The 17,572-nt window shown below is 69.5% G+C and carries 17 protein-coding genes; 7 read left to right on the forward strand and 10 right to left on the reverse strand.

Annotated elements, in window-relative coordinates; translation table 11 throughout:
• Positions 1 to 138 precede the first annotated feature (138 nt).
• Positions 139 to 1,140 (reverse strand): bile acid:sodium symporter family protein, encoded by a 1,002-nt coding sequence (locus LXT13_RS24110; protein ID WP_233374861.1) that lies wholly within the window; start codon positions 1,138 to 1,140, stop codon positions 139 to 141.
• A gap of 91 nt (positions 1,141 to 1,231) precedes the next feature.
• Here LXT13_RS24110 and LXT13_RS24115 point away from each other — a divergent pair, with 91 nt between their 5' ends.
• Positions 1,232 to 2,146, forward strand: a complete 915-nt coding sequence (locus tag LXT13_RS24115) for a LysR family transcriptional regulator (RefSeq protein ID WP_233374862.1) — start codon at positions 1,232 to 1,234, stop codon at positions 2,144 to 2,146.
• Here the strand turns inward: LXT13_RS24115 and LXT13_RS24120 are convergent.
• The 9 genes from LXT13_RS24120 to LXT13_RS24160 all read right to left on the reverse strand — a co-directional run bounded on the left by LXT13_RS24120 (position 2,133) and on the right by LXT13_RS24160 (position 12,218).
• Entirely contained in the window at positions 2,133 to 2,954 is an 822-nt protein-coding gene (locus tag LXT13_RS24120; RefSeq protein ID WP_233374863.1) for a LytR/AlgR family response regulator transcription factor, read from the reverse strand. The two genes, LXT13_RS24115 and LXT13_RS24120, sit on opposite strands and share 14 nt — an antisense overlap.
• Before the next feature lie 15 nt (positions 2,955 to 2,969).
• Complete coding sequence (locus LXT13_RS24125; RefSeq protein ID WP_233374864.1) at positions 2,970 to 3,365, reverse strand: hypothetical protein; 396 nt, start codon at positions 3,363 to 3,365, stop codon at positions 2,970 to 2,972.
• Positions 3,362 to 4,837: a sensor histidine kinase gene (locus LXT13_RS24130; protein ID WP_233374865.1), complete on the reverse strand. Its 1,476-nt coding sequence runs from the start codon at positions 4,835 to 4,837 to the stop codon at positions 3,362 to 3,364. Before LXT13_RS24130 ends, LXT13_RS24125 begins: the two co-directional genes overlap by 4 nt.
• A gap of 230 nt (positions 4,838 to 5,067) precedes the next feature.
• Positions 5,068 to 5,634 (reverse strand): YceI family protein, encoded by a 567-nt coding sequence (locus tag LXT13_RS24135; RefSeq protein WP_233374866.1) that lies wholly within the window; start codon positions 5,632 to 5,634, stop codon positions 5,068 to 5,070.
• Between the two features lie 50 nt (positions 5,635 to 5,684).
• Positions 5,685 to 6,227, reverse strand: coding sequence for a YceI family protein (locus LXT13_RS24140; RefSeq protein WP_233374867.1), 543 nt, complete (start codon positions 6,225 to 6,227; stop codon positions 5,685 to 5,687).
• Between the two features lie 14 nt (positions 6,228 to 6,241).
• Positions 6,242 to 6,778: a cytochrome b gene (locus LXT13_RS24145; protein WP_233374868.1), complete on the reverse strand. Its 537-nt coding sequence runs from the start codon at positions 6,776 to 6,778 to the stop codon at positions 6,242 to 6,244.
• 105 nt (positions 6,779 to 6,883) lie between these two features.
• Positions 6,884 to 7,804 carry a DMT family transporter gene (locus LXT13_RS24150; protein ID WP_233374869.1) on the reverse strand — a complete coding sequence of 307 codons (921 nt, stop codon included), beginning with the start codon at positions 7,802 to 7,804 and terminating at the stop codon, positions 6,884 to 6,886.
• Positions 7,805 to 7,856: 52 nt separating this feature from the next.
• Positions 7,857 to 8,633, reverse strand: a complete 777-nt coding sequence (locus tag LXT13_RS24155) for a substrate-binding periplasmic protein (RefSeq protein WP_233374870.1) — start codon at positions 8,631 to 8,633, stop codon at positions 7,857 to 7,859.
• Positions 8,634 to 8,675: 42 nt separating this feature from the next.
• Complete coding sequence (locus LXT13_RS24160; RefSeq protein WP_233374871.1) at positions 8,676 to 12,218, reverse strand: indolepyruvate ferredoxin oxidoreductase family protein; 3,543 nt, start codon at positions 12,216 to 12,218, stop codon at positions 8,676 to 8,678.
• Positions 12,219 to 12,435: 217 nt separating this feature from the next.
• Here LXT13_RS24160 and LXT13_RS24165 point away from each other — a divergent pair, with 217 nt between their 5' ends.
• The 6 genes from LXT13_RS24165 (at position 12,436) to LXT13_RS24190 (ending at position 17,512) form a co-directional block, all read left to right on the forward strand.
• On the forward strand, positions 12,436 to 12,933 hold the full coding sequence (locus LXT13_RS24165) for an Lrp/AsnC family transcriptional regulator (RefSeq protein ID WP_233374872.1): 498 nt from the start codon (positions 12,436 to 12,438) through the stop codon (positions 12,931 to 12,933).
• A gap of 121 nt (positions 12,934 to 13,054) precedes the next feature.
• The gene (locus LXT13_RS24170; protein WP_233374903.1) at positions 13,055 to 13,942 is read left to right on the forward strand and encodes an EamA family transporter; all 888 of its coding nucleotides are present in this window, start codon (positions 13,055 to 13,057) and stop codon (positions 13,940 to 13,942) included.
• 9 nt (positions 13,943 to 13,951) lie between these two features.
• Entirely contained in the window at positions 13,952 to 14,587 is a 636-nt protein-coding gene (locus LXT13_RS24175) for a hypothetical protein (RefSeq protein WP_233374873.1), read from the forward strand.
• Between the two features lie 157 nt (positions 14,588 to 14,744).
• Complete coding sequence (locus LXT13_RS24180; RefSeq protein ID WP_233374874.1) at positions 14,745 to 15,110, forward strand: methylglyoxal synthase; 366 nt, start codon at positions 14,745 to 14,747, stop codon at positions 15,108 to 15,110.
• Positions 15,111 to 15,189: 79 nt separating this feature from the next.
• Positions 15,190 to 17,304, forward strand: coding sequence for a putative bifunctional diguanylate cyclase/phosphodiesterase (locus LXT13_RS24185; protein WP_233374875.1), 2,115 nt, complete (start codon positions 15,190 to 15,192; stop codon positions 17,302 to 17,304).
• Between the two features lie 43 nt (positions 17,305 to 17,347).
• Entirely contained in the window at positions 17,348 to 17,512 is a 165-nt protein-coding gene (locus tag LXT13_RS24190) for a hypothetical protein (protein WP_233374876.1), read from the forward strand.
• The last annotated feature ends 60 nt before the right edge of the window (positions 17,513 to 17,572 follow it).

Below are 17,572 nucleotides of genomic sequence, written 5' to 3' on the forward strand. Positions count from 1 at the left end.
TGGTATTGGAGGAAGGCGAACAAGCCTAGCCAATCGCGCGCCATCCAGGCAGGTCTGGCTAAACGTAAGCCCATCTCAGCAGATGAACCCTCTGGCGAATCATGACCATCCGACTCGTCGCCGAGACGGCGTCACAGGTCAAACCGCGACGGGGTGCTGCGGAGCCTCCCGCGCATACCGCCGCGCCACCGACGCACACACCATCAGCTGCATCTGGTGGAACACCATCAACGGCAGCACCAGCAGGCCCACAGCCTGGCCGGCGAAGAGGATCTGGGCCATCGGCACGCCGCTGGCCAGCGTCTTCTTGGACCCGCAGAAGACGATGGCGATCTCGTCCTCGCGCGAGAAGCCCAGCACCCTGCTCAGCCACGTCAGCAGCGGCATGACGACGGCCAGCAGCAACGCGCAGATGCCCAGCACGGCTGCGAGCGTGGCCGGAGGGAGGTGGCTGTAGAGGCCTTGCACCGTCGCCGCGCTGAAGGCGCCATAGACGACCAGCAGGATGGCGCCTTGATCACTCGCACGCACCCAGGCCTTGTGGGCGGCCACCCAGGGCCCGGTCCAGCGCTGCAGCGCCTGGCCGGCGACGAAGGGCAGCAACAGCGTCGTGACGATGCCTTCGAACGTGTGCCAGCTCAGCTGCACCGCGCCCGCCCCCGCCGAGGCGCCCACCCAGCGGGCCATGCCGGCCATCAGCAGCGGCGTGATCGCCATGCCGACGATGTTGGACGTGGACGCGCTGCACATGGCCGCGGCCACGTTGCCGCGCGCCAGCGACGTGAAGGCGATGGACGACTGCACGGTGGACGGTAGCGCGCAGATGAACAGCACGCCGAGGTAGAGCGTCGGGCCAACCAGCGGTTCCAGCCACGGCCGCAGCGCCAGGCCCAGCAGCGGGAAAAGCACGAAGGTGGCGGCAAACACCAGCGCATGCAGCCGCCAGTGCAGCAGGCCCTCCCACACGGCGCGGCGCGACAGCTTGCTGCCGTGCATGAAGAACAGCAGCGCGACGGCTGCCTGCGTCAGCGCGTCCAGCACCGCGACACCGCGGCCATGCACGGGCGCCAGCGTGGCGAGCGCGATGGTGGCGCAGAGCATCAGGACGAGGTTGTCGGGCAGCCAAGCGGGACGTTTCATGGCCGCGATTGGAGCGGAGCGGGGTCGCGCCGTGAAATGGATTAATCAGATGGTTTAATCCGTACAACCAATCAATAACCGCGCTGCACCGATGCCCACTTCCGCCATCACGCTGCGCCAGCTGCGCGTGCTCCTCGCCGTGGCGCGGCATGGCGGCTTCGGCCGCGCGGGCGACGACATCGGGCTGTCGCAGCCGGCCGTTAGCCAGGCGGTGCGCAGCCTGGAGGCGGAGCTGGGCGTCAAGCTGCTAGACCGCACGACGCGCGAGGTGGTGCTGACGGCGGCCGGGCAGTCGCTCGTGGCGCCGCTGCAGCGCGCGCTGGACGAACTGGACGGTGTGCTGGACGACGCCCGCGGGCAGGCGGCCGCGGCGCGCGGCGTCGTGGACATCGCGAGCGCGCCGACGATCTCGGGCGGGCTGATGCCGCAGGTGCTGGCCGCCGCGCGCGAGCGCCACCCGGCAATCCAGGTGCGGCTGCGCGACCAGGTGCAGCAGCTGGCCATCGAGGGCGTGCGCAGCGGTGCGGTGGACTTCGCCGTGCTGGTGGGCATGGAGGACGACGCACCGGACCTGGAGCAGCAGCCGCTGTTCGACGAACGTTTCGTGCTCGTCTGCCCGGCCGCGCATGCGCTGGCACGGCGCCGGCTCGTGAGGATGGCCGACGCGGCCGGCTGGCCGCTGGTACTGCTGGACCACAGCTCCGGCAGCCGCCCGCTGATCGACCGCGCCTTCGCCCGGGCGGGCGTGGCCTTGCAGGCGGCCATCGACGTGGGGCATGCGGCCACGGCCTTCCGCATGGTGCAGGCGGGTCTGGGCGTGTCGGTGCTGCCGGCGCTGAGCCTGCCGCTGCCCGACACCGCCGGCCTGTGCGCCGTGCCGATGGAGCCGGCGCTGAGCCGGCAGGTGGTGCTGGCCCGGCGCCGGCAGCGGTCGCTGGCGCCGGCCGCGCAGACGCTGTGGACGCTGGTCGCCGAGCTGGCGGCGCCCCGCGCTACATGCCCTTGAACAGGTGCGTGTAGCTGCGGCTGACTTCGAGCTTCTCGGTCAGGCCTTTCACACCCACCAGCTGGCGGCCGCGGAAGTCGCGCGTGATGCCGTCGATGGCGTGTGCGTTGACGAGCGTGGAGCGGTGGATCTGCCAGAACAGCTGCGGGTCCAGCTCGTCCACCAACTCCTTGATGGGCTTGCGGATCAGCGCCTCGATCTTGGCCGTCTGCACGCGGGTGTACTTCTCGTCGCTGATGAAGAACAGCACGTCATCGACCGGGATCATCTGGATGGCCTGGCCCACGGTGGCCTGGATCCACTGCAGGTACTGCGGCTTTGCAGCCGGGTTCATGCCGGCGGACAGCTGGTGCAGCAGCTGCTGCAGCGGCACCGGCGCGCTGTCGGTGAAGTCGCCGGTCGGCGCGTCCCGCTGGGCCAGGCGCTTCTTGATGCGCGCGACCGTCAGCTGCAGGCGCTCGCGCTCGGCGGGCTTCAGCACATAGTCGGCCACGCCCTGCTCGAAGGCCTCCACCGCGTACTGGTCGTAGGCCGTGATGAAGACGATTTCCGGCACGAGCCAGTCGTCGTCTTCCGGCAGCTGGGCGATCTGGCGGGCAGCGTCCACGCCGGTGAGGCCCGGCATGCGGATGTCGAGGAAGACGAGGTCGGGCTTGTGCTCCTTCGTCAGCTCGACGGCCTCCAGGCCGTTTTTGGCCTCGGCGACGATGTCCAGCTCGGGCCAGACTTCCATCAATCGGCTGCGCAGCTGCTCGCGCATCAGGCGCTCGTCATCGGCCAGGACGGCTCTCACGGGGGGGGTGCTCATGAACGCGATGCTAGTTCAGCTCGGGTCCACGCGGCGCGCTTGGTTGGCACGGTGGCGGTTGCGCAGCACGACGAACAGCAGCAGGCCCAGCACGATCAGCGGCGAGCTGACGACCGCGCCGACGCCCAGCACGCTGGCCACGAGCAGCGCGACGACGCAGCCGACAATGAGCAGCGGCAGCGCCACGCCCAGCAGCAGCACCAGCGGCACCACCAGCACGCACACAGCGGCGGCGATGAACAGGCCGATGCTGGCGCCCAGCCAGTCGCCGAAGCCGCCGAGCTGCAGTTCGTCGTCGTTGACGACGATGTGCATGTCGGAGCCGTGGTGCAGCAGCGCCAGGCCGCCCAGCATGGCCAGCACTACCATCAGCGCGGTGCCGATGAACAGGATCTTGAACAGGGTCTTCATGCGGACGCTCCTTCGTCGTTGCGGCTGCGGTAGGGCACGGTGATGGTGACCACGGTGCCGGACGGTTGGTTCTCGGTGACGGTGACGGACGCCTTGTTGCCGTGCAGAAGCTGCAGGCGTTCGCGGATGTTGGCCAGGCCCACGCCGGTGCCGCTGGTGGCCGCGCGGCCGAAGCCCAGGCCGGTGTCAGCCACGGTGACGGCCAGCTTGCCGTGCAGGATCTCGGCCTTGACGGTCAGCTTGCCGCCCTCGGCCTTGGGCTCCAGGCCGTGCTTGATGGCGTTCTCGACGAGGCCCTGAATCATCATGGGCGGGAACTCGGCGGACATCAGGCCTTCGGGCACGTCGATCTCGGTCTGCAGCCGCTCTTCCATGCGCATCTTCAGGATTTCGAGGTAGGGCCGGATGACGGCCAGCTCGCGGCCCAGATCGCGCACGGCGCCGTTGGCGTTGGCCTCGCGCATGGTGGGCATGGAGGCCCGCAGCAGCGCGATGAGGTTCTTCTGCATCTTGCTGGCCGTGGGCGGGTCGACCTCGATGAGGTGGTCGATGCTGGCCAGCGTGTTGAACAGGAAGTGCGGCTCGACCTGCGCCTGCATCGCGGCCATGCGGGCTTCGACGACCTGGCGCTTCAGCGCCTCGGCCTCGGCGTTCTCGGTGGCCTGCGCGGCCTTGACCTCGGCCTGGATGCGGCCCTTGTACATGGCCTTGATGACGGCCGAAGCCAGGACCCACAGCGTGGCCAGGTCCACCAACGAGTCGCCGAGCTGCACGTACGTGACGTGCCGGCGGGTGCCCGACGACGACGCCTGCTCCGCGGCCTGCGCGGCCGTCTCCGCGGCTGCCTCGGCGGCGGCCTCCTGGGCTTCCTGGGCGGCCTCCGCTGCCGCGTCCTGCGCCGCCTTGGCGGCCTCGGCGTCGCGCTTGAGCTGGTGCAGCTGGTCCTTGGCTTGGTCGATGGCGATGCGGACGTCGTCGGGCTTGGCGCTCTTGGGGAAGTCAATGGCGATGGCCGGCGCATCGTCGCCGCGGGCCTCGTCGCCATCGCCATCGGCGCTGCTCGCGGCGGACGCCGCCGGGCGCACGGGCTGGATGCGCACGCCGCGCTCGTCGATCTTGATCTCGTAATGCACCGACTTGTCCGGCGCCTTCGTCGTGGCCTGCTCGGCGGCCTTCTTGGCCCGCTCAGCCGCGCGGCGCGCCTGCGCCTCGAGCTTGGCCTGGCGGCGGGCGGCATCGCCGTGATCATGCTCCTCGACGATCTCGCTGACGCGCCAGGTGAAGGGTGGCAGGCCCTTGAGCACGTTGGCGCCGATCAGCAGCGCCAGCGACAGCAGCGCGAAGCGCTTCCAGCTGATGCCCACCAGCCAGCCGGCGTAGGCATGGAAGTAGCGCAGCGCGGCGGCCAGGAAGCGCTGCCAGCGCTCGATCCAGAGCTGCTGCTGCGGGCTGGGGGTGAAGGAAGGAGTCATGGCCGGGTGTCGTCGTTGGAGGCCACTGTACGCAAGCGTTCCGGGCGCCGTGGGGCCTGCGCGACACGCCGGCCGGTGCGGGGGACGAACTGCAGCGGCGGGCGACAGGCGGGAGCGGTGTTGAGCCGCAAGCAGATCGTCAGCGGGTCGGTTTGGGGCGGCTCGGCGCCCAGCCCGTGGCCATAAAGCAAAAGCCCGCCATTGGCGGGCTTTTGCTGGTGCTGAAGGGCTTACTGCTTGACCGCTTCGATCTGGATCAGCAGGCGCACGCTGTCCGGGATGCCCGGGATGCCGTACATGACGCCCCACTGGCTGCGCTGGATCGTGGCCTCGAAGTCGCCGCCGCAGACCTCGCGCTTGAGCATGGGGTTCTGGTAGCAGTTGAAGCTGCTGGCCGTCAGCGTGACCGGGTTGGTCTTGCCGCGCAGCGTCAGGTCACCGGTGACGCTGACCAGCTTGTCGCCGTTGAACGTGAACTTGTCGCCGACGAACTTGGCCGTCGGGAATTCCTCGACCGCGAAGAAGTCCTTGCTCTTCAGGTGACCGTCGAACGGGCCGATGCCGGTGGAGATGGAGGCCATGTCGATCGTGATGTCGACCTTGCCGGTCTTGGCGGCCTTGTCGTAGGTGATCGTGCCTTCCTTCTTGTCCCAGCGGCCACGGTTGGTGCTGGTGCCGAAGTGCTTGGCCTCGAAGTAGACCTGGGTGTGGGTCGGCTCGAGCGAGTAGGTGGCGCTTTGCGCGTGGGCGGCGCCGGCGGTGGCCAGCAGGGCGGCGAGCAGCAGGGTGGTCTTCATCAGGGAGGTCTCCTGGACAGTGGGTTGAAACGAGGAAAGGAAACGGCCCGTCACAGGCCGGAGAACGACAGCTTGAACTTGACAGTGACGTCGTTGGCGACGACCGAGGTGTCGGCCCATTCGCCATCACCGACCTTGAAGTCCAGCCGCTTGATCGGCACGCTGCCGGCGGCCACGCCGCTGCTGAGCGTAATGGGCACGACGACGTCGCGGCTGGCGCCCTTGATCGTCAGCTTGCCGGCCACGTCGTACTTGCCTGCGCCGGTGGGCTTGATGCCGGTGGACACGAAGGTGGCCTTGCCGTTGCGCTTGGTGTCGAACCAGGTCGAGCCGGCCAGCTCCTTGTCGAAGCTCGGGTCACCCAGCGACACGCTGCCCAGGTCCACCGTGAAGGCGATCTTTCCGGCCTCGGGCTTCTTGGCGTCGAAGTCGAGCTGGGCTTCGAACTTCTTGAACTTGCCGTCGACCGGCACGCCCATCTGCTTGAAGGTGAAGCTGAGCTCGCTCTTGTCGGGCTGCAGCGTGGCGCCGTGGGCCGGCAGCAACGCGGCGCTCAGCGCGAGGGCGGCGGCGAATGTGGAGAGGCGGTTCATGGCGGTTCCTTCCTTCAGGAGCGGCGCAGCGACATGCGGGCCAGCAGCCCGTCGCGGTCGACGAATTGGTGTTTGAGGGCAGCGGCCACATGGGCCAGCACGAGGGCGGCCAGGCCCCAGGCCAGCGCGGCATGGACCCGTTCCAGCAGTTCGCCCAGGTCGTGGTCCTTGGGCACGAAGTCGGGCAGCGGCAGCACGCCGAACCAGACGATGGGGAAGCCCTTGGCGGAGCTCATCGCCCAGCCGGTCAACGGCACGGCGAAGAAGGCGATGTACAGCAGCACGTGCACGGCATGCGCAACGCGCGCCTGCCAGGCGGGCATCGGCAGGTCGGCCGGCGGGCGGTGGCTCAGGCGCCACAGCAGGCGCAGCGCCGACAGCGCGAGGATGGTGACGCCAGCCCACTTGTGCCAGTTATAGAGCTTGAGTCGCGTCAGCGAGAACGGCAGGTCCGACATGTAGACGCCCACGCCGAAGGCGCCGACGATGGCCAGCGCCAGCAGCCAGTGCAGGACGATGGCGACGGGGGTGTAGCGGTGGGCTGGGCTCATGATGGGAACGAAGTGTGTGCCCGGGAAGCAGTGCTTCGGTTCACCGGGCTTGTTGCCAATGTTCAGCCATTTTGAATTGCGAGGGCCCGGGCTCGTCAAGCCGGTTCAGCGCGCAGCCGCCCGCGGCCGGGCGCCAACGAGGAAGACGCCGGCCAGCACCAGCCCCGTGCCCACGGCGATCCATGCATTCATCGGCTCGCCGAGGATGGCGTAGCCCATCAGGATGGTGCTCATCGGCCCGACCATGCCCACCTGCGAGGACAGCGGCGCACCGATGCGCGAGATGGCCAGCATCACCATCAGCACCGGCGCCACCGTGCAGGCCGTGGCATTGACCACCGACAGCCACACGACAGGCGCGGGCACGACCGCGGCGGACAGCGGCCGCAGCAGCACGAACTGGCCGAGGCACAGCATGCAGGCCACGCTGCTGGCCAGTCCCGTCAGCCGCAGCGGGCCCAGGCGCTGCACGACCCGCCCGCTGAGCGCAAGGTAGATGGCGTAGCTGATCGCGCTGCCGAACACCAGCGCAGCGCCGATGGCGGTGGACATGCCTTCGAAGTGCAGCTCGTGGCCGAACACCGCGACGACACCGCCATAGCTGAGCGCCAGCGCGAGCGCCTGGCGGCGCTCGATGCGGTGGTGGAAGCACACCGCCGAGATCAGCAGCACCAGCGTCGGGTTCAAGTACAGGATGAGCCGCTCCAGGCTGGCAGAGATGTAGGCCAGGCCGGCGAAGTCGAGGTAGCTCGCGAGGTAGTAGCCGGTGAAGCCCAGCACGGCGATGTCACGCCAGTCGCGTCGCGTCAGCGCCGGCTGGCCCCGGCCCGCCCACCAGGCCATGGCCAGGAAGAACGGCAGCGCCAGCAGCATGCGCCACATCAACAGCGTCACGGCGTCCACGCCATGCCGGTAGGCCAGCTTGACGATGATGGCCTTGCCGGAGAAGCCGATGGCGCCCAGCACCGCGAGCAGCAGACCGGGCCAGCGGGAACGGGACGACGGGGCTCGGGACGGCTCGGGCATCGAGTCAGTCTAGGGCTGGCATCCTGCGTGCGCCGCGAAGCGCAGTCGCTCCTCAACTGAAGCCGTGGCTGGCCCGAAGGCGGGCCGCGGTGCCATTGGCCTCAATGGCCTGCATGGCAGCCGTGAGCCGCGCCAGCCGCGCCGGCTGCACCGTCGGCGACACGGCCACCAGCAGCGGTTCCGCGGCGAACACCGCGGGCAGCATGCGCACCTGATCCTGCAGGCCCTCGGCCTGAATCAGCTGGCGGATCATGCCCTCCGACTGGTAGAAGAACCGGCCGCGGCCCTTCAGCAGCTTGCGCAGGTTCTGCAGGTGGTCGGTCGCACCGTCATCCACCTTCAGCCCCGACTGCTGCAGCAGGAAGCTGGTGTAAGCCGTGCCCCGCGTGGCCAGCACGACGCCGTCGTCACCCAGCGCGCGGATGTCGTCGAAGTTGCGCACCGCGTCGGCGTCATGATCGTCCGCCCGCACCGCGGCGCGGTGCCGCGACACATAGAGTGCCGGCTGGTCGATGAAGCGGAAGCGCTCCAGCCGGGCCGGCGTCTTCAGCAGGCCGAAGAACACGTCCAGCGAGCCCAGGGCCAGTTCACGCTCGATGCGCAGCACAGGCAGGTAGCGATCCAGCCCGTCGAGTTGCAAGTGCGGGTCGTGATCGGTCAGCGCGCGCATGTAGGCCAGACAGAAGCCCGATGACGCCGCCCCGGGCGGGCCGAACTTGTGCGGTGCACCGGCCTCGGCCACCGTCTTCAACCGGACGACCGGCGCCGCTGCCGAAACGCCGGTGCTCCAGGCCAGGCTGGCAGCCAGCAGGGTTCGGCGGCGATTCATGACGCCATTATTGGGCGGCGCGGCGGCACCGGCCAGCCGCCGCTAGACCTGCGCGAGCAACTCCTGCCAGCGAGCGCGTGCAGACTCCTCATGCCGGGCCTTCACATGGCCGTAGCCGCGGATGCCTTCTGGCACGCGGGCCAGCTCCACTGCGGTGGGCAGCGTCAGGGCATTGAGCCCGGCCAGCGCCTTCTCAATGCCGGCGCGGTAGTCCACGATCCAGCGGCGCTCCATCCGGCGCTCTTCGGTGTGCCCGAAGACGTCGAAGGCCGTGCCGCGCAAGCCTTTCATCTTCGCCAGCAGCCGGAACGCCGGGCGCACCCAGCCGCCGAACGGCTGCTTGACCAGCTCGCCCTTGGCGTTCTTCTTCGCCAGTAGCGGCGGCGCGAGGTGGTGGACGACCTTGTAGTCGCCCTCGAACATCTCGGCGATCTTCTCGTCGAAGCCCATCTGCGTGTGCAGCCGCGCCACCTCGTACTCGTCCTTGTAGGCCATCAGCTTGAAGAGATAGCGGGCGACGGCCTCCGTCAGCGCCGTGCCCCCGCCGAGCGCGCTCTCCGCGGCGCGCACCTTGTCGACGAAGGCCTTGTAGTCGGCCGCGTAGGCGGCGCTCTGGTAGCCGGTCAGGAACTCGACGCGCCGCGTGACGACCTCGTCCAGGCCCGGGCGCTTGACAAACTGGATGACGGCCTGCGCCGCATACAGCGCCTGCACGGCTTTGAGGTCGTGCGCGCATCGGCGGCCCCACTCGAACGCGGCCTTGTTGTTGTCCACCTGCACGCCGTTGAGTTCGATGGCGCGCATCAGCGCGTCATAGCTCAGCGGCACGCGGCCCTGCTGCCACGCGTAGCCCAGCATCAGCGGGTTGGTGTAGAGCGAATCGCCCAGCAGCTTGACGGCGACCTCCTCGGCGTCAAAGGCGCCCAGGTGGCCCGCACCAACGGCCTTGCCCAGCGCCTGCTCGCAGGCCGTGCCGGGGAAGGTCCAGTCGGGGTTGTTGACCAGCGTGGCGGTCGGCGAGCCATGGGTGTTCAGGGCGACGAAGGTGCGGCCCTCGCGCATGACGGCCAGCGTCGCCTTGTTGGCCGCGACGATGGCATCGCAGGCGATGACAAGGTCGGCCTCGGCCGTGCCGACCTTGGTGCAGTAGATGGCCTCGGTCCGGTTGGCGATCTGGATGTGGCTCCACGTCGCGCCGCCCTTCTGCGCCAGGCCCGCGGCATCCTGCGTGATGACGCCCTTGCCTTCGAGGTGCGCTGCCATGCCCAGCAGCTGGCCGATCGTGATGACACCCGTGCCACCCACGCCGGCCACGACGATGCCCCAGGCTTCTTCCGCGTTCGGGATGACCGGCAGCGGCAGCACGCCCAGCGCCGTGTCGAATGGGCTCTTGCGGCCTTCCTTCTTCGGCTTCTTCAGCGCGCCGCCCTCGACTGTGACGAAGCTCGGGCAGAAGCCCTTCACGCAGGAGTAGTCCTTGTTGCAGGTGTTCTGGTTGATCTGGCGCTTACGGCCGAACTCGGTCTCCAGCGGCTCCACGCTCAGACAGTTGGACTGCACGGAACAGTCGCCGCAGCCCTCGCAGACCAGCTCGTTGATGACCACACGCTTGGCCGGGTCCACCATCTTGCCGCGCTTGCGGCGACGGCGTTTTTCGGTGGCGCACGTCTGGTCGTAGATGATGGCTGTCGTGCCCTTGATGTCGCGGAACTGACGCTGGAGGTCGTCAAGCTCGTCGCGGTGGTGCACGGTCACGCCGGGCGCCAGCGCGACGCCTTCGTACTTGGCCGGCTCGTCGGTCACGATGACGAGCTTCTGCACGCCCTCCGAGATCACGCTGTTCATGATCTGGATGACGGTGTGCCCCTCGGGCCGCTCGCCGACGGTCTGGCCGCCGGTCATCGCGACGGCGTCGTTGTAGAGGATCTTGTAGGTGATGTTCACACCCGCGGCGATGCTCTGGCGGATGGCCAGGCTGCCGCTGTGGAAGTAGGTGCCGTCGCCGAGATTGCTGAAGATGTGCTTCTCGTTGGTGAACGGCGCCTGGCCCACCCAGGGCACACCCTCGCCGCCCATCTGCGTGAACGTGGCCGTGTTGCGGCCGGGCATCCACGTGACCATGTAGTGGCAGCCGATGCCGCCGACGGCGCGCGAGCCGTCAGGCACGCGCGTGCTGGTGTTGTGCGGGCAGCCCGAGCAGAACCACGGCGTGCGGTCGGCGCCGCCGGCGGTCTTTTCCTCGGCCTTGAGCGACGCTTCCTTGGCGTCGATGACGGCCAGACGGGCATCCAGGCGGGCGCGGATGTCGGCGTCCACGCCCATTCTTCTAAGCCGCTTGGCGATGGCGCGGGCAATGAGGGCCGGCGTCAGGTCGGCCTGCGGGCGCAGCAGCCAGTGGTCGCTCGGGTTGGGCACGCTCCACTCGCCGCCCTCGCCGTCACCGGCGTCGAACTTGCCGAGCACGTTGGGCCGTACGTCCGAGCGCCAGTTGTAGAGCTCTTCCTTGACCTGGTACTCGATGATCTGGCGCTTCTCCTCGACGACGAGGATCTCCTGCAGGCCCTGCGCGAACTCGCGCGCCACCTGCGCCTCCAGCGGCCACACGACGTTGACCTTGTGCAGCCGGATGCCGATGCGCCGGCAGGTGTCGTCGTCCAGGCCCAGGTCGTGCAGCGCCTGGCGTGTGTCGTTGAAGGCCTTGCCGCTGGTGATCAGCCCGAAGCGGTCATTCGGCCCCTCGATGACGTTGTAGTTCAGCCGGTTGGCGCGGATGTAGGCCAGCGCGGCGTACCACTTGAAGTTCATCATCCGCGCCTCTTGCTCCAGAGGCGGGTCGGGCCAGCGGATGTGCAGGCCGCCCGGCGGCATCTGGAAATCCTCGGGCAGCAGGATGTTCACGCGATCAGGATCGACGCTGACGGAGGCCGAGCTTTCGACGATCTCCTGGATGGTCTTCATGCCGGCCCACAGGCCCGAGAAGCGGCTCATGGCAAAGGCATGCAGGCCCATGTCCAGGATGTCCTGCACGCTACTCGGGAAGAAGGTCGGGAAGCCGACTGCCTTGAAGACGTGGTCGCTCTGGTGCGCCGCTGTCGAGCTCTTGGCGATGTGGTCGTCGCCCGCAATGGCGATGACGCCGCCGTGCTTGGACGTACCGGCCATGTTGGCGTGCTTGAAAACGTCGATGCAGCGGTCCACGCCCGGGCCCTTGCCGTACCAGAGGCCGAACACGCCGTCGAACTTGGCCTTCTCGGGGAAGAGGTCCAGCTGCTGCGTGCCCCACACGGCGGTCGCGCCGAGTTCCTCGTTGACGCCCGGCTGGAACACGATGTTCTGCTTCGCCAGATGCTTCTTGGCGGCCCACAGCGCCTGGTCGTAGCCGCCCAGCGGCGAGCCGCGGTAGCCGCTGATGAAGCCGGCGGTGTTCAGGCCGACAAGAGCGTCGCGCGTACGCTGCAGCATCGGCAGCCGCACCAGCGCCTGCACGCCGCTCATGAAGGCGCGACCGGCGTCGAGGGCGTATTTGTCGTCGAGCGTCACTGTCTGCAGGGAGCGCAGGACGTGGTCGGGCAGCGGGGCGTTCATCGGGTGCGGGCTCCAGCGTGGGGGCCGGACGCGAGGCGCCCTCGTGAGGCGGGCGCGTGCGGCGAACGGACAGTATGGGCGTCGGGCCAGTGTAGGAAAAGCATCGAGCGTGATGCTTTCTCATTCGCGCTCTGATCCAATGTTGTCAGCAAGATTCTTTCTTCCAAACGAGAATCAGAAACCATTCATATCGCCGCCTAGCCGATCAGGGCAAACCATGACTTCAGACGCCACGTCATCCGGCGACCTCGACCGCTACCACATCGCCATCCTGGCCGAGCTGCAGAGCGACGCCCGCCAGTCCAACGCCGAGCTGGCGCAGCGCATCGGCCTGTCGGCCGCGCCCACGTGGCGCCGCGTCAAGTGGCTGGAGGAGCAGGGCTACATCACCGGCTACCGCGCCGAACTGGACCGCCGCAAGATCGGCCTGGGCGTGCTGGCCTTCGTGCGCGTGGACGCCGAGCGCAGCGCCGGCTCGGCCACCAAGGCGCTCGAAGACGAGATCCGCCAGCTGCCCGAGGTCATTGCCTGCCACTACATCTCGGGCACCGGCACCTTCGAGCTGCAGGTCATGGCAACCGACCTGGACGCCTTCTCGCGTTTCTCCATCAACACGCTGCTGAAGCTACCCAACGTGAAGGACATCCACACCAGCTTCTCGCTGGGCGAGGTCAAGGCTGGCGGCGCGCTGCCGCTGACGCACCTGCAAGGTTGACGCCGCTCGCCAGAGCGCGGCCACACCGCGGCGACGTGGCCGACCGGCCGTGCGGGCCGACGTGGCACCCCACCCTCCGCCGCTGCGCTAGGCTGCCCGAATGCCCGTCGCCAACCACGCCCTGCCTCTTCGCCACCTGCTGCTCGCCCTCGCCGTCGTGGCGGTGTGGGGCAGCAACTTCGTCGTCATCAAGGTCGCGCTGCACGCGCTGCCGCCAATGCTGCTAGCCGTGCTGCGCTTCGCCATCGCGTTCGTGCCGGCTTGCTTCTTCCTGCCCCGGCCGGCGGTGAGCCTGAAGAACCTCGCCGGCTACGGGCTGTTCGTCGCGGTGGGCCAGTTTGGGCTGCTGTACCTGGCCATGCGCAGCGAGATCTCCCCGGGCCTGGCCTCGCTCGTCATCCAGACGCAGGTGTTCTTCACGCTGCTGCTGGCCGTGCGGCTGGCCGGCGAGCGGGTGCTGCCGGCACAGTGGCTCGGGCTGGCGCTGGCGGTGGCGGGCATCGCCGTCATCGTGGCGCACACCGACGGCAGCACCACGCCGCTGGGCCTGGGCATGGTGCTGGCCGCGGCCTTCTCCTGGGCCTGCGGCAACCTCGTCGGCAAGCGCGCGGGCCAGGTCAACATGCTGGCCTACGTCGTGTGGAGCAGCGCCTTCGCCGTGCCGCCGCTGCTGGTGCTGACGCTGGTCGTCGACGGCCCGTCACAGATCGCCGCGGCGCTCGCCCGGGCCGACGCCGGCACCTGGGCGGCCGTGCTGTGGCAGAGCTTTGCCAACACGCTGTTCGGCTACGGCTGCTGGAGCTGGCTGCTGTCGCGCCACCCGGCGCCGCGCATCGTGCCGATGGCGCTGCTGGTGCCCGTGTTCGGCATGGGCGCCAGCAGTCTGTTGCTGGCCGAGCCGCTGCCGGGCTGGAAGCTGGGCGCCGCGGCACTGGTGCTGGCCGGTCTGGCGATCAACCTGTTCGGCCCCCGGCTTTTGCCCGCGCGGCCCAAGGCACCTGAGGCCTAAGCTCGCCGCATGAAGCGCCGTACCCTGCTCCCCTGCCTGCTGATGCCCGGCCTGGCCGGCGCCGCGCCGCCCGCGGTGACGCTGGCCGTCGAGTGGCGCTGGGTGGAATCTGCGCTGCCGCCATCGGCCCAGGCCGGCGTGCGCGATGGCGCCGTCGTCGTGGGCACGGCCGGTGCCGTGTCACCGCGCGGGCCGGGTGTCGTCACTGCGACTGCAGGCGCCGCGCCACCGCCCGCGGAGCGCCTGCTGGTGCTCAACGGCCAGCGCGCCAGCCTGCGGCTGGCCTTGCAGGAGCCGCTGCAGCCGGTGGACGCCGTCGTGGAGATCGACGCCGGCGCGGCGCCGGCCAGCGCGGTGCGCCGCATCTACGCCCGCCCGGGCCAGGCGGCGCCGCGCTCCACACAAGGCATCACCGTCACGCCGACCTGGCCCGGCGGACGCGCGCCGGTGCGCGTGGCCTTTGCCATCGACGGCGAACATGGCGAGCTCTGGCAGTCCACGCTGGACCTGCCGATGGAGCGCTGGCAGACCGTGGCGCGCACGGGCGCCGCCGCGCCACCGTCGCCGCGCGGCACCGTCAGCAGCGGCGATGCTGAGGGCCGGCCGGAACGGGCGCTGCAGCTGCGCGTGTCTGTGCAGCCCTGAGGCCCCGTCGGCCGCCTCATCTCGAAGGCGCGGCCAAAAAGACGCCCAACGCCGACCAGGGTACGGGCTCGGCCCCCGGGCTTGTGCCAACTACTTCGCAGTACCCCCAGCCGACTGCGTGTAACGTGACCGACTTCAACAGCCCACCACTCGCCCGATGAGACTCGCCCTGATCGCCCACGACCACAAGAAGGACGACATGATCGCCCTCGCTGCGGACTTCCTGCCGCTGCTGCGCCGCTGCACGCTGCTGGCCACCGGCACGACCGGCGCGCGGCTGACCGCGGCACACGGCCTCACAGTGGAGCGCATGCTGAGCGGCCCGATGGGCGGCGACCTGCAGATCGGCGCGCGGCTGGCGGTGGGCGAGCTGGACGGCGTCATCTTCCTGCGCGACCCGATGACGCCGCAGCCGCACGAACCCGACATCAATGCCCTCGTGCGCGCCTGCGACGTGCACGACGTGCCCTGCGCCACCAACGTGGCCACCGCGCGACTGCTGCTGGGGCAGTGGAGCGCCTGATGCGATGCAGGCGGCGCGGCGGCATCCAGCGCCCGTGCCCGGCACGCCGCGCGCAGCGCTGCCGGTGGCAGGGTCGCGCGTGAAGCGTCCGCTGGGCCGCCTGGCGAGGCGCCTGCGCATCCGCACGCGGCTGGGCCTGGCCTTCGGCGTGCTGCTGCTGTTGCTGCTGGCGCTGGCGGCGCTGTCCGTCATGCGGCTCACGAGCCTGTCCGAGGCGCTGAACCAGATCGTCGACGAACAGTCCGCCATCCACGACTCGGTGACGGAGATCACCCGCAACGCCGAGACGGTGGCGCGCAAGCTGCTGGTCGTCATGAGCCCCGACGACGAGGCGCGCATCGCCGCCTACCCGGAGATCAACAACGCCAACGCCAGGCTGGACGACGCCATGCAGCGCCTGGGGCTGGTACTGCCGCCCGGCCCACGCGCCGAGCGCCTCGTCGAGGTGAAGCAGCGGCTGTCGGAATACCGCGCCAGCTACGTCCAGGTGCGCAACCTCATCGAGAGCGACGACTTCCAGGCCGCGCGGGCCATGCTCGGTGGCGACACCGAAGCGTCGCTGTCGCTGTTCGTGTCGGCCATCCACCAGCTCGCCGCCAGCGAGGAGCGCACCGGCACCGCCAAGGCACGTGCGCTGCGCGACGAGATCGATGCCGACCGCACGGGCGTGCTGGCGCTGTGCATCGGCGCGCTGGTGGCTGGCGCGGGCCTGGCCGTGGGCGTCACGCGCTCCATCGTGCGGCCGCTCAAGCGCGCGGAGGACGGCGCCGAGCTGATCGCCCGCGGCCAGTACGGCCACCGCATCCAGGTGGACTCGGCCGATGAGCTGGGCCGCATGGCCGCGGCGATGAACACGATGGCCACGGCCGTGGGCGAACGAGAGGCCGAGCTGCGCCGCCTGGCCGACGTGGACCTGCTCACCGGCCTGCCGCAGCGCGCCCGCTTCATCGCCGACGGCGACCGGCTGCTGGCCAACCTGGTGGAGCGGCACCAGATGGCCGTGCTGATCTGCATTGACGTGGACCGGCTGAAGGCCGTCAACGGCGTGCTGGGTTTCGACGCCGGCGACGCGCTGCTGAAGGGCGCGGCCGAGAAGCTGTCGAAGCTGTTCAAGGGCGTAGCCGCCTACGGGCGCCTGGGCGGCGGCACCTTCGCTGCGCTCGCGCCGGTGCACCGGCCGGAGCTGGGCGCCGCGATGGCGGCGCAGCTGCGCGAGGAGGTGGAGCACAAGCTGTCGTGGCAGGGCCAGTCGCTGGACCTCTCCGTCTCGCTGGGCGTGGCGCACTGGCCCGAGCATGCTGACACCACCGAGACGCTGCTGCGCCGCGCCGAGCAGGCAATGTTCGAGGCCAAGCGGCTGCGCCAGGCCGTGTCCATCTACAACCCCGGCGCCGAGGCGGCACGCGCGCTGCACCTGAGCCTGCTGTCTGACCTGCACACCGCCATCCAGCATGACCAGCTGCGCCAGTTCCTGCAGCCCAAGCGCGAGCTGGCCACCGGCCGCATCCTCGGCGCCGAGGCGCTGGTGCGCTGGCAGCACCCGCAGCGCGGCTGGCTGCCGCCGGCCGACTTCATCCCCTTTGCCGAGCGCAGCGGCCGCATCCGCCAGGTCACCGACTGGATGCTGACCCGCGCCGTGCGCACGCTGGCCGAGCGCGCCGCCGCCGGCCTGCCGCCGCTCTACATCGCCGTCAACATCTCCACGCTGGACATCCAGGACCAGACGCTGCCCGCCCGGCTGGCCGCGCTGTTGGCGCAGTACCATGTAGATCCCGCCCAACTGCAGCTGGAAGTGACCGAGACCGGGTTGATGGCCAGCGGCACCGACCCCATCGCCGTGCTGCAGGCGCTCAAGCGCTGGGGCGTGCGTCTGGCCATCGACGACTTCGGCACCGGTCAGTCATCGCTGGCCTACCTGCAGCACCTGCCGGTGGACGAGTTGAAGATCGACCGCAGCTTCGTGCAGGACGTCAACACCGACCCGCGCCGCCAGGCGCTGCTGACATCCATTGTCGGCGTCGGCCACGGCCTGGGGCTGACGGTCACCGCCGAAGGCGTGGAAAACGAGGCCGAGCTGGCCGTCATCCAGGCCGCCGGCTGCGACCTGATCCAGGGCTATCTGCTCGCGCGGCCGATGGACCTGCAAGCCCTCGAGATCTGGCTGCGCGGGCCCGGGCTAAAATCCGCGCCCTGATTCGTCATTGCCCCTGCTGTGGGCTTGTTTCACTGGAGCCATCATGGGCAACAAGATCGTCACCGAAGCGGACCGCAAGGCCACTCCCCGTCCCTCCGCCCCCAAGGGCGTCACCTTCACGGCCGGCAAGGGCCAGCTGCGCAGCCTGGAGCGCGGCTCGCACACCCGTTCCAAGAAGAACCCGGGCAAGCGCCCGCATTCGGGTTGATATCGGGCTGATCGCCTGACGGCATCACCCCAAGCACAGGCCCCGCGGGGCCTGTTTGTT

It is taken from the genome of Pelomonas cellulosilytica (assembly GCF_021353265.1).
GTDB lineage: Bacteria > Pseudomonadota > Gammaproteobacteria > Burkholderiales > Burkholderiaceae_C > Pelomonas > Pelomonas cellulosilytica.

Excerpts from the sequence above, each read along its gene's own strand:
- LXT13_RS24175 (WP_233374873.1), top strand. The coding sequence starts at position 13,952 with ATGAAGCGCCGTACCCTGCTCCCCTGCCTGCTGATGCCCGGCCTGGCC.
- LXT13_RS24125 (WP_233374864.1), bottom strand. The coding sequence starts at position 3,365 with ATGAAGACCCTGTTCAAGATCCTGTTCATCGGCACCGCGCTGATGGTA.
- LXT13_RS24115 (WP_233374862.1), top strand. The coding sequence starts at position 1,232 with ATGCCCACTTCCGCCATCACGCTGCGCCAGCTGCGCGTGCTCCTCGCC.
- LXT13_RS24135 (WP_233374866.1), bottom strand. The coding sequence starts at position 5,634 with ATGAAGACCACCCTGCTGCTCGCCGCCCTGCTGGCCACCGCCGGCGCC.
- LXT13_RS24155 (WP_233374870.1), bottom strand. The coding sequence starts at position 8,633 with ATGAATCGCCGCCGAACCCTGCTGGCTGCCAGCCTGGCCTGGAGCACC.
- LXT13_RS24180 (WP_233374874.1), top strand. The coding sequence starts at position 14,745 with ATGAGACTCGCCCTGATCGCCCACGACCACAAGAAGGACGACATGATC.
- LXT13_RS24160 (WP_233374871.1), bottom strand. The coding sequence starts at position 12,218 with ATGAACGCCCCGCTGCCCGACCACGTCCTGCGCTCCCTGCAGACAGTG.
- LXT13_RS24130 (WP_233374865.1), bottom strand. The coding sequence starts at position 4,837 with ATGACTCCTTCCTTCACCCCCAGCCCGCAGCAGCAGCTCTGGATCGAG.
- LXT13_RS24120 (WP_233374863.1), bottom strand. The coding sequence starts at position 2,954 with ATGAGCACCCCCCCCGTGAGAGCCGTCCTGGCCGATGACGAGCGCCTG.
- LXT13_RS24110 (WP_233374861.1), bottom strand. The coding sequence starts at position 1,140 with ATGAAACGTCCCGCTTGGCTGCCCGACAACCTCGTCCTGATGCTCTGC.
- LXT13_RS24165 (WP_233374872.1), top strand. The coding sequence starts at position 12,436 with ATGACTTCAGACGCCACGTCATCCGGCGACCTCGACCGCTACCACATC.
- LXT13_RS24140 (WP_233374867.1), bottom strand. The coding sequence starts at position 6,227 with ATGAACCGCCTCTCCACATTCGCCGCCGCCCTCGCGCTGAGCGCCGCG.
- LXT13_RS24190 (WP_233374876.1), top strand. The coding sequence starts at position 17,348 with ATGGGCAACAAGATCGTCACCGAAGCGGACCGCAAGGCCACTCCCCGT.
- LXT13_RS24150 (WP_233374869.1), bottom strand. The coding sequence starts at position 7,804 with ATGCCCGAGCCGTCCCGAGCCCCGTCGTCCCGTTCCCGCTGGCCCGGT.
- LXT13_RS24145 (WP_233374868.1), bottom strand. The coding sequence starts at position 6,778 with ATGAGCCCAGCCCACCGCTACACCCCCGTCGCCATCGTCCTGCACTGG.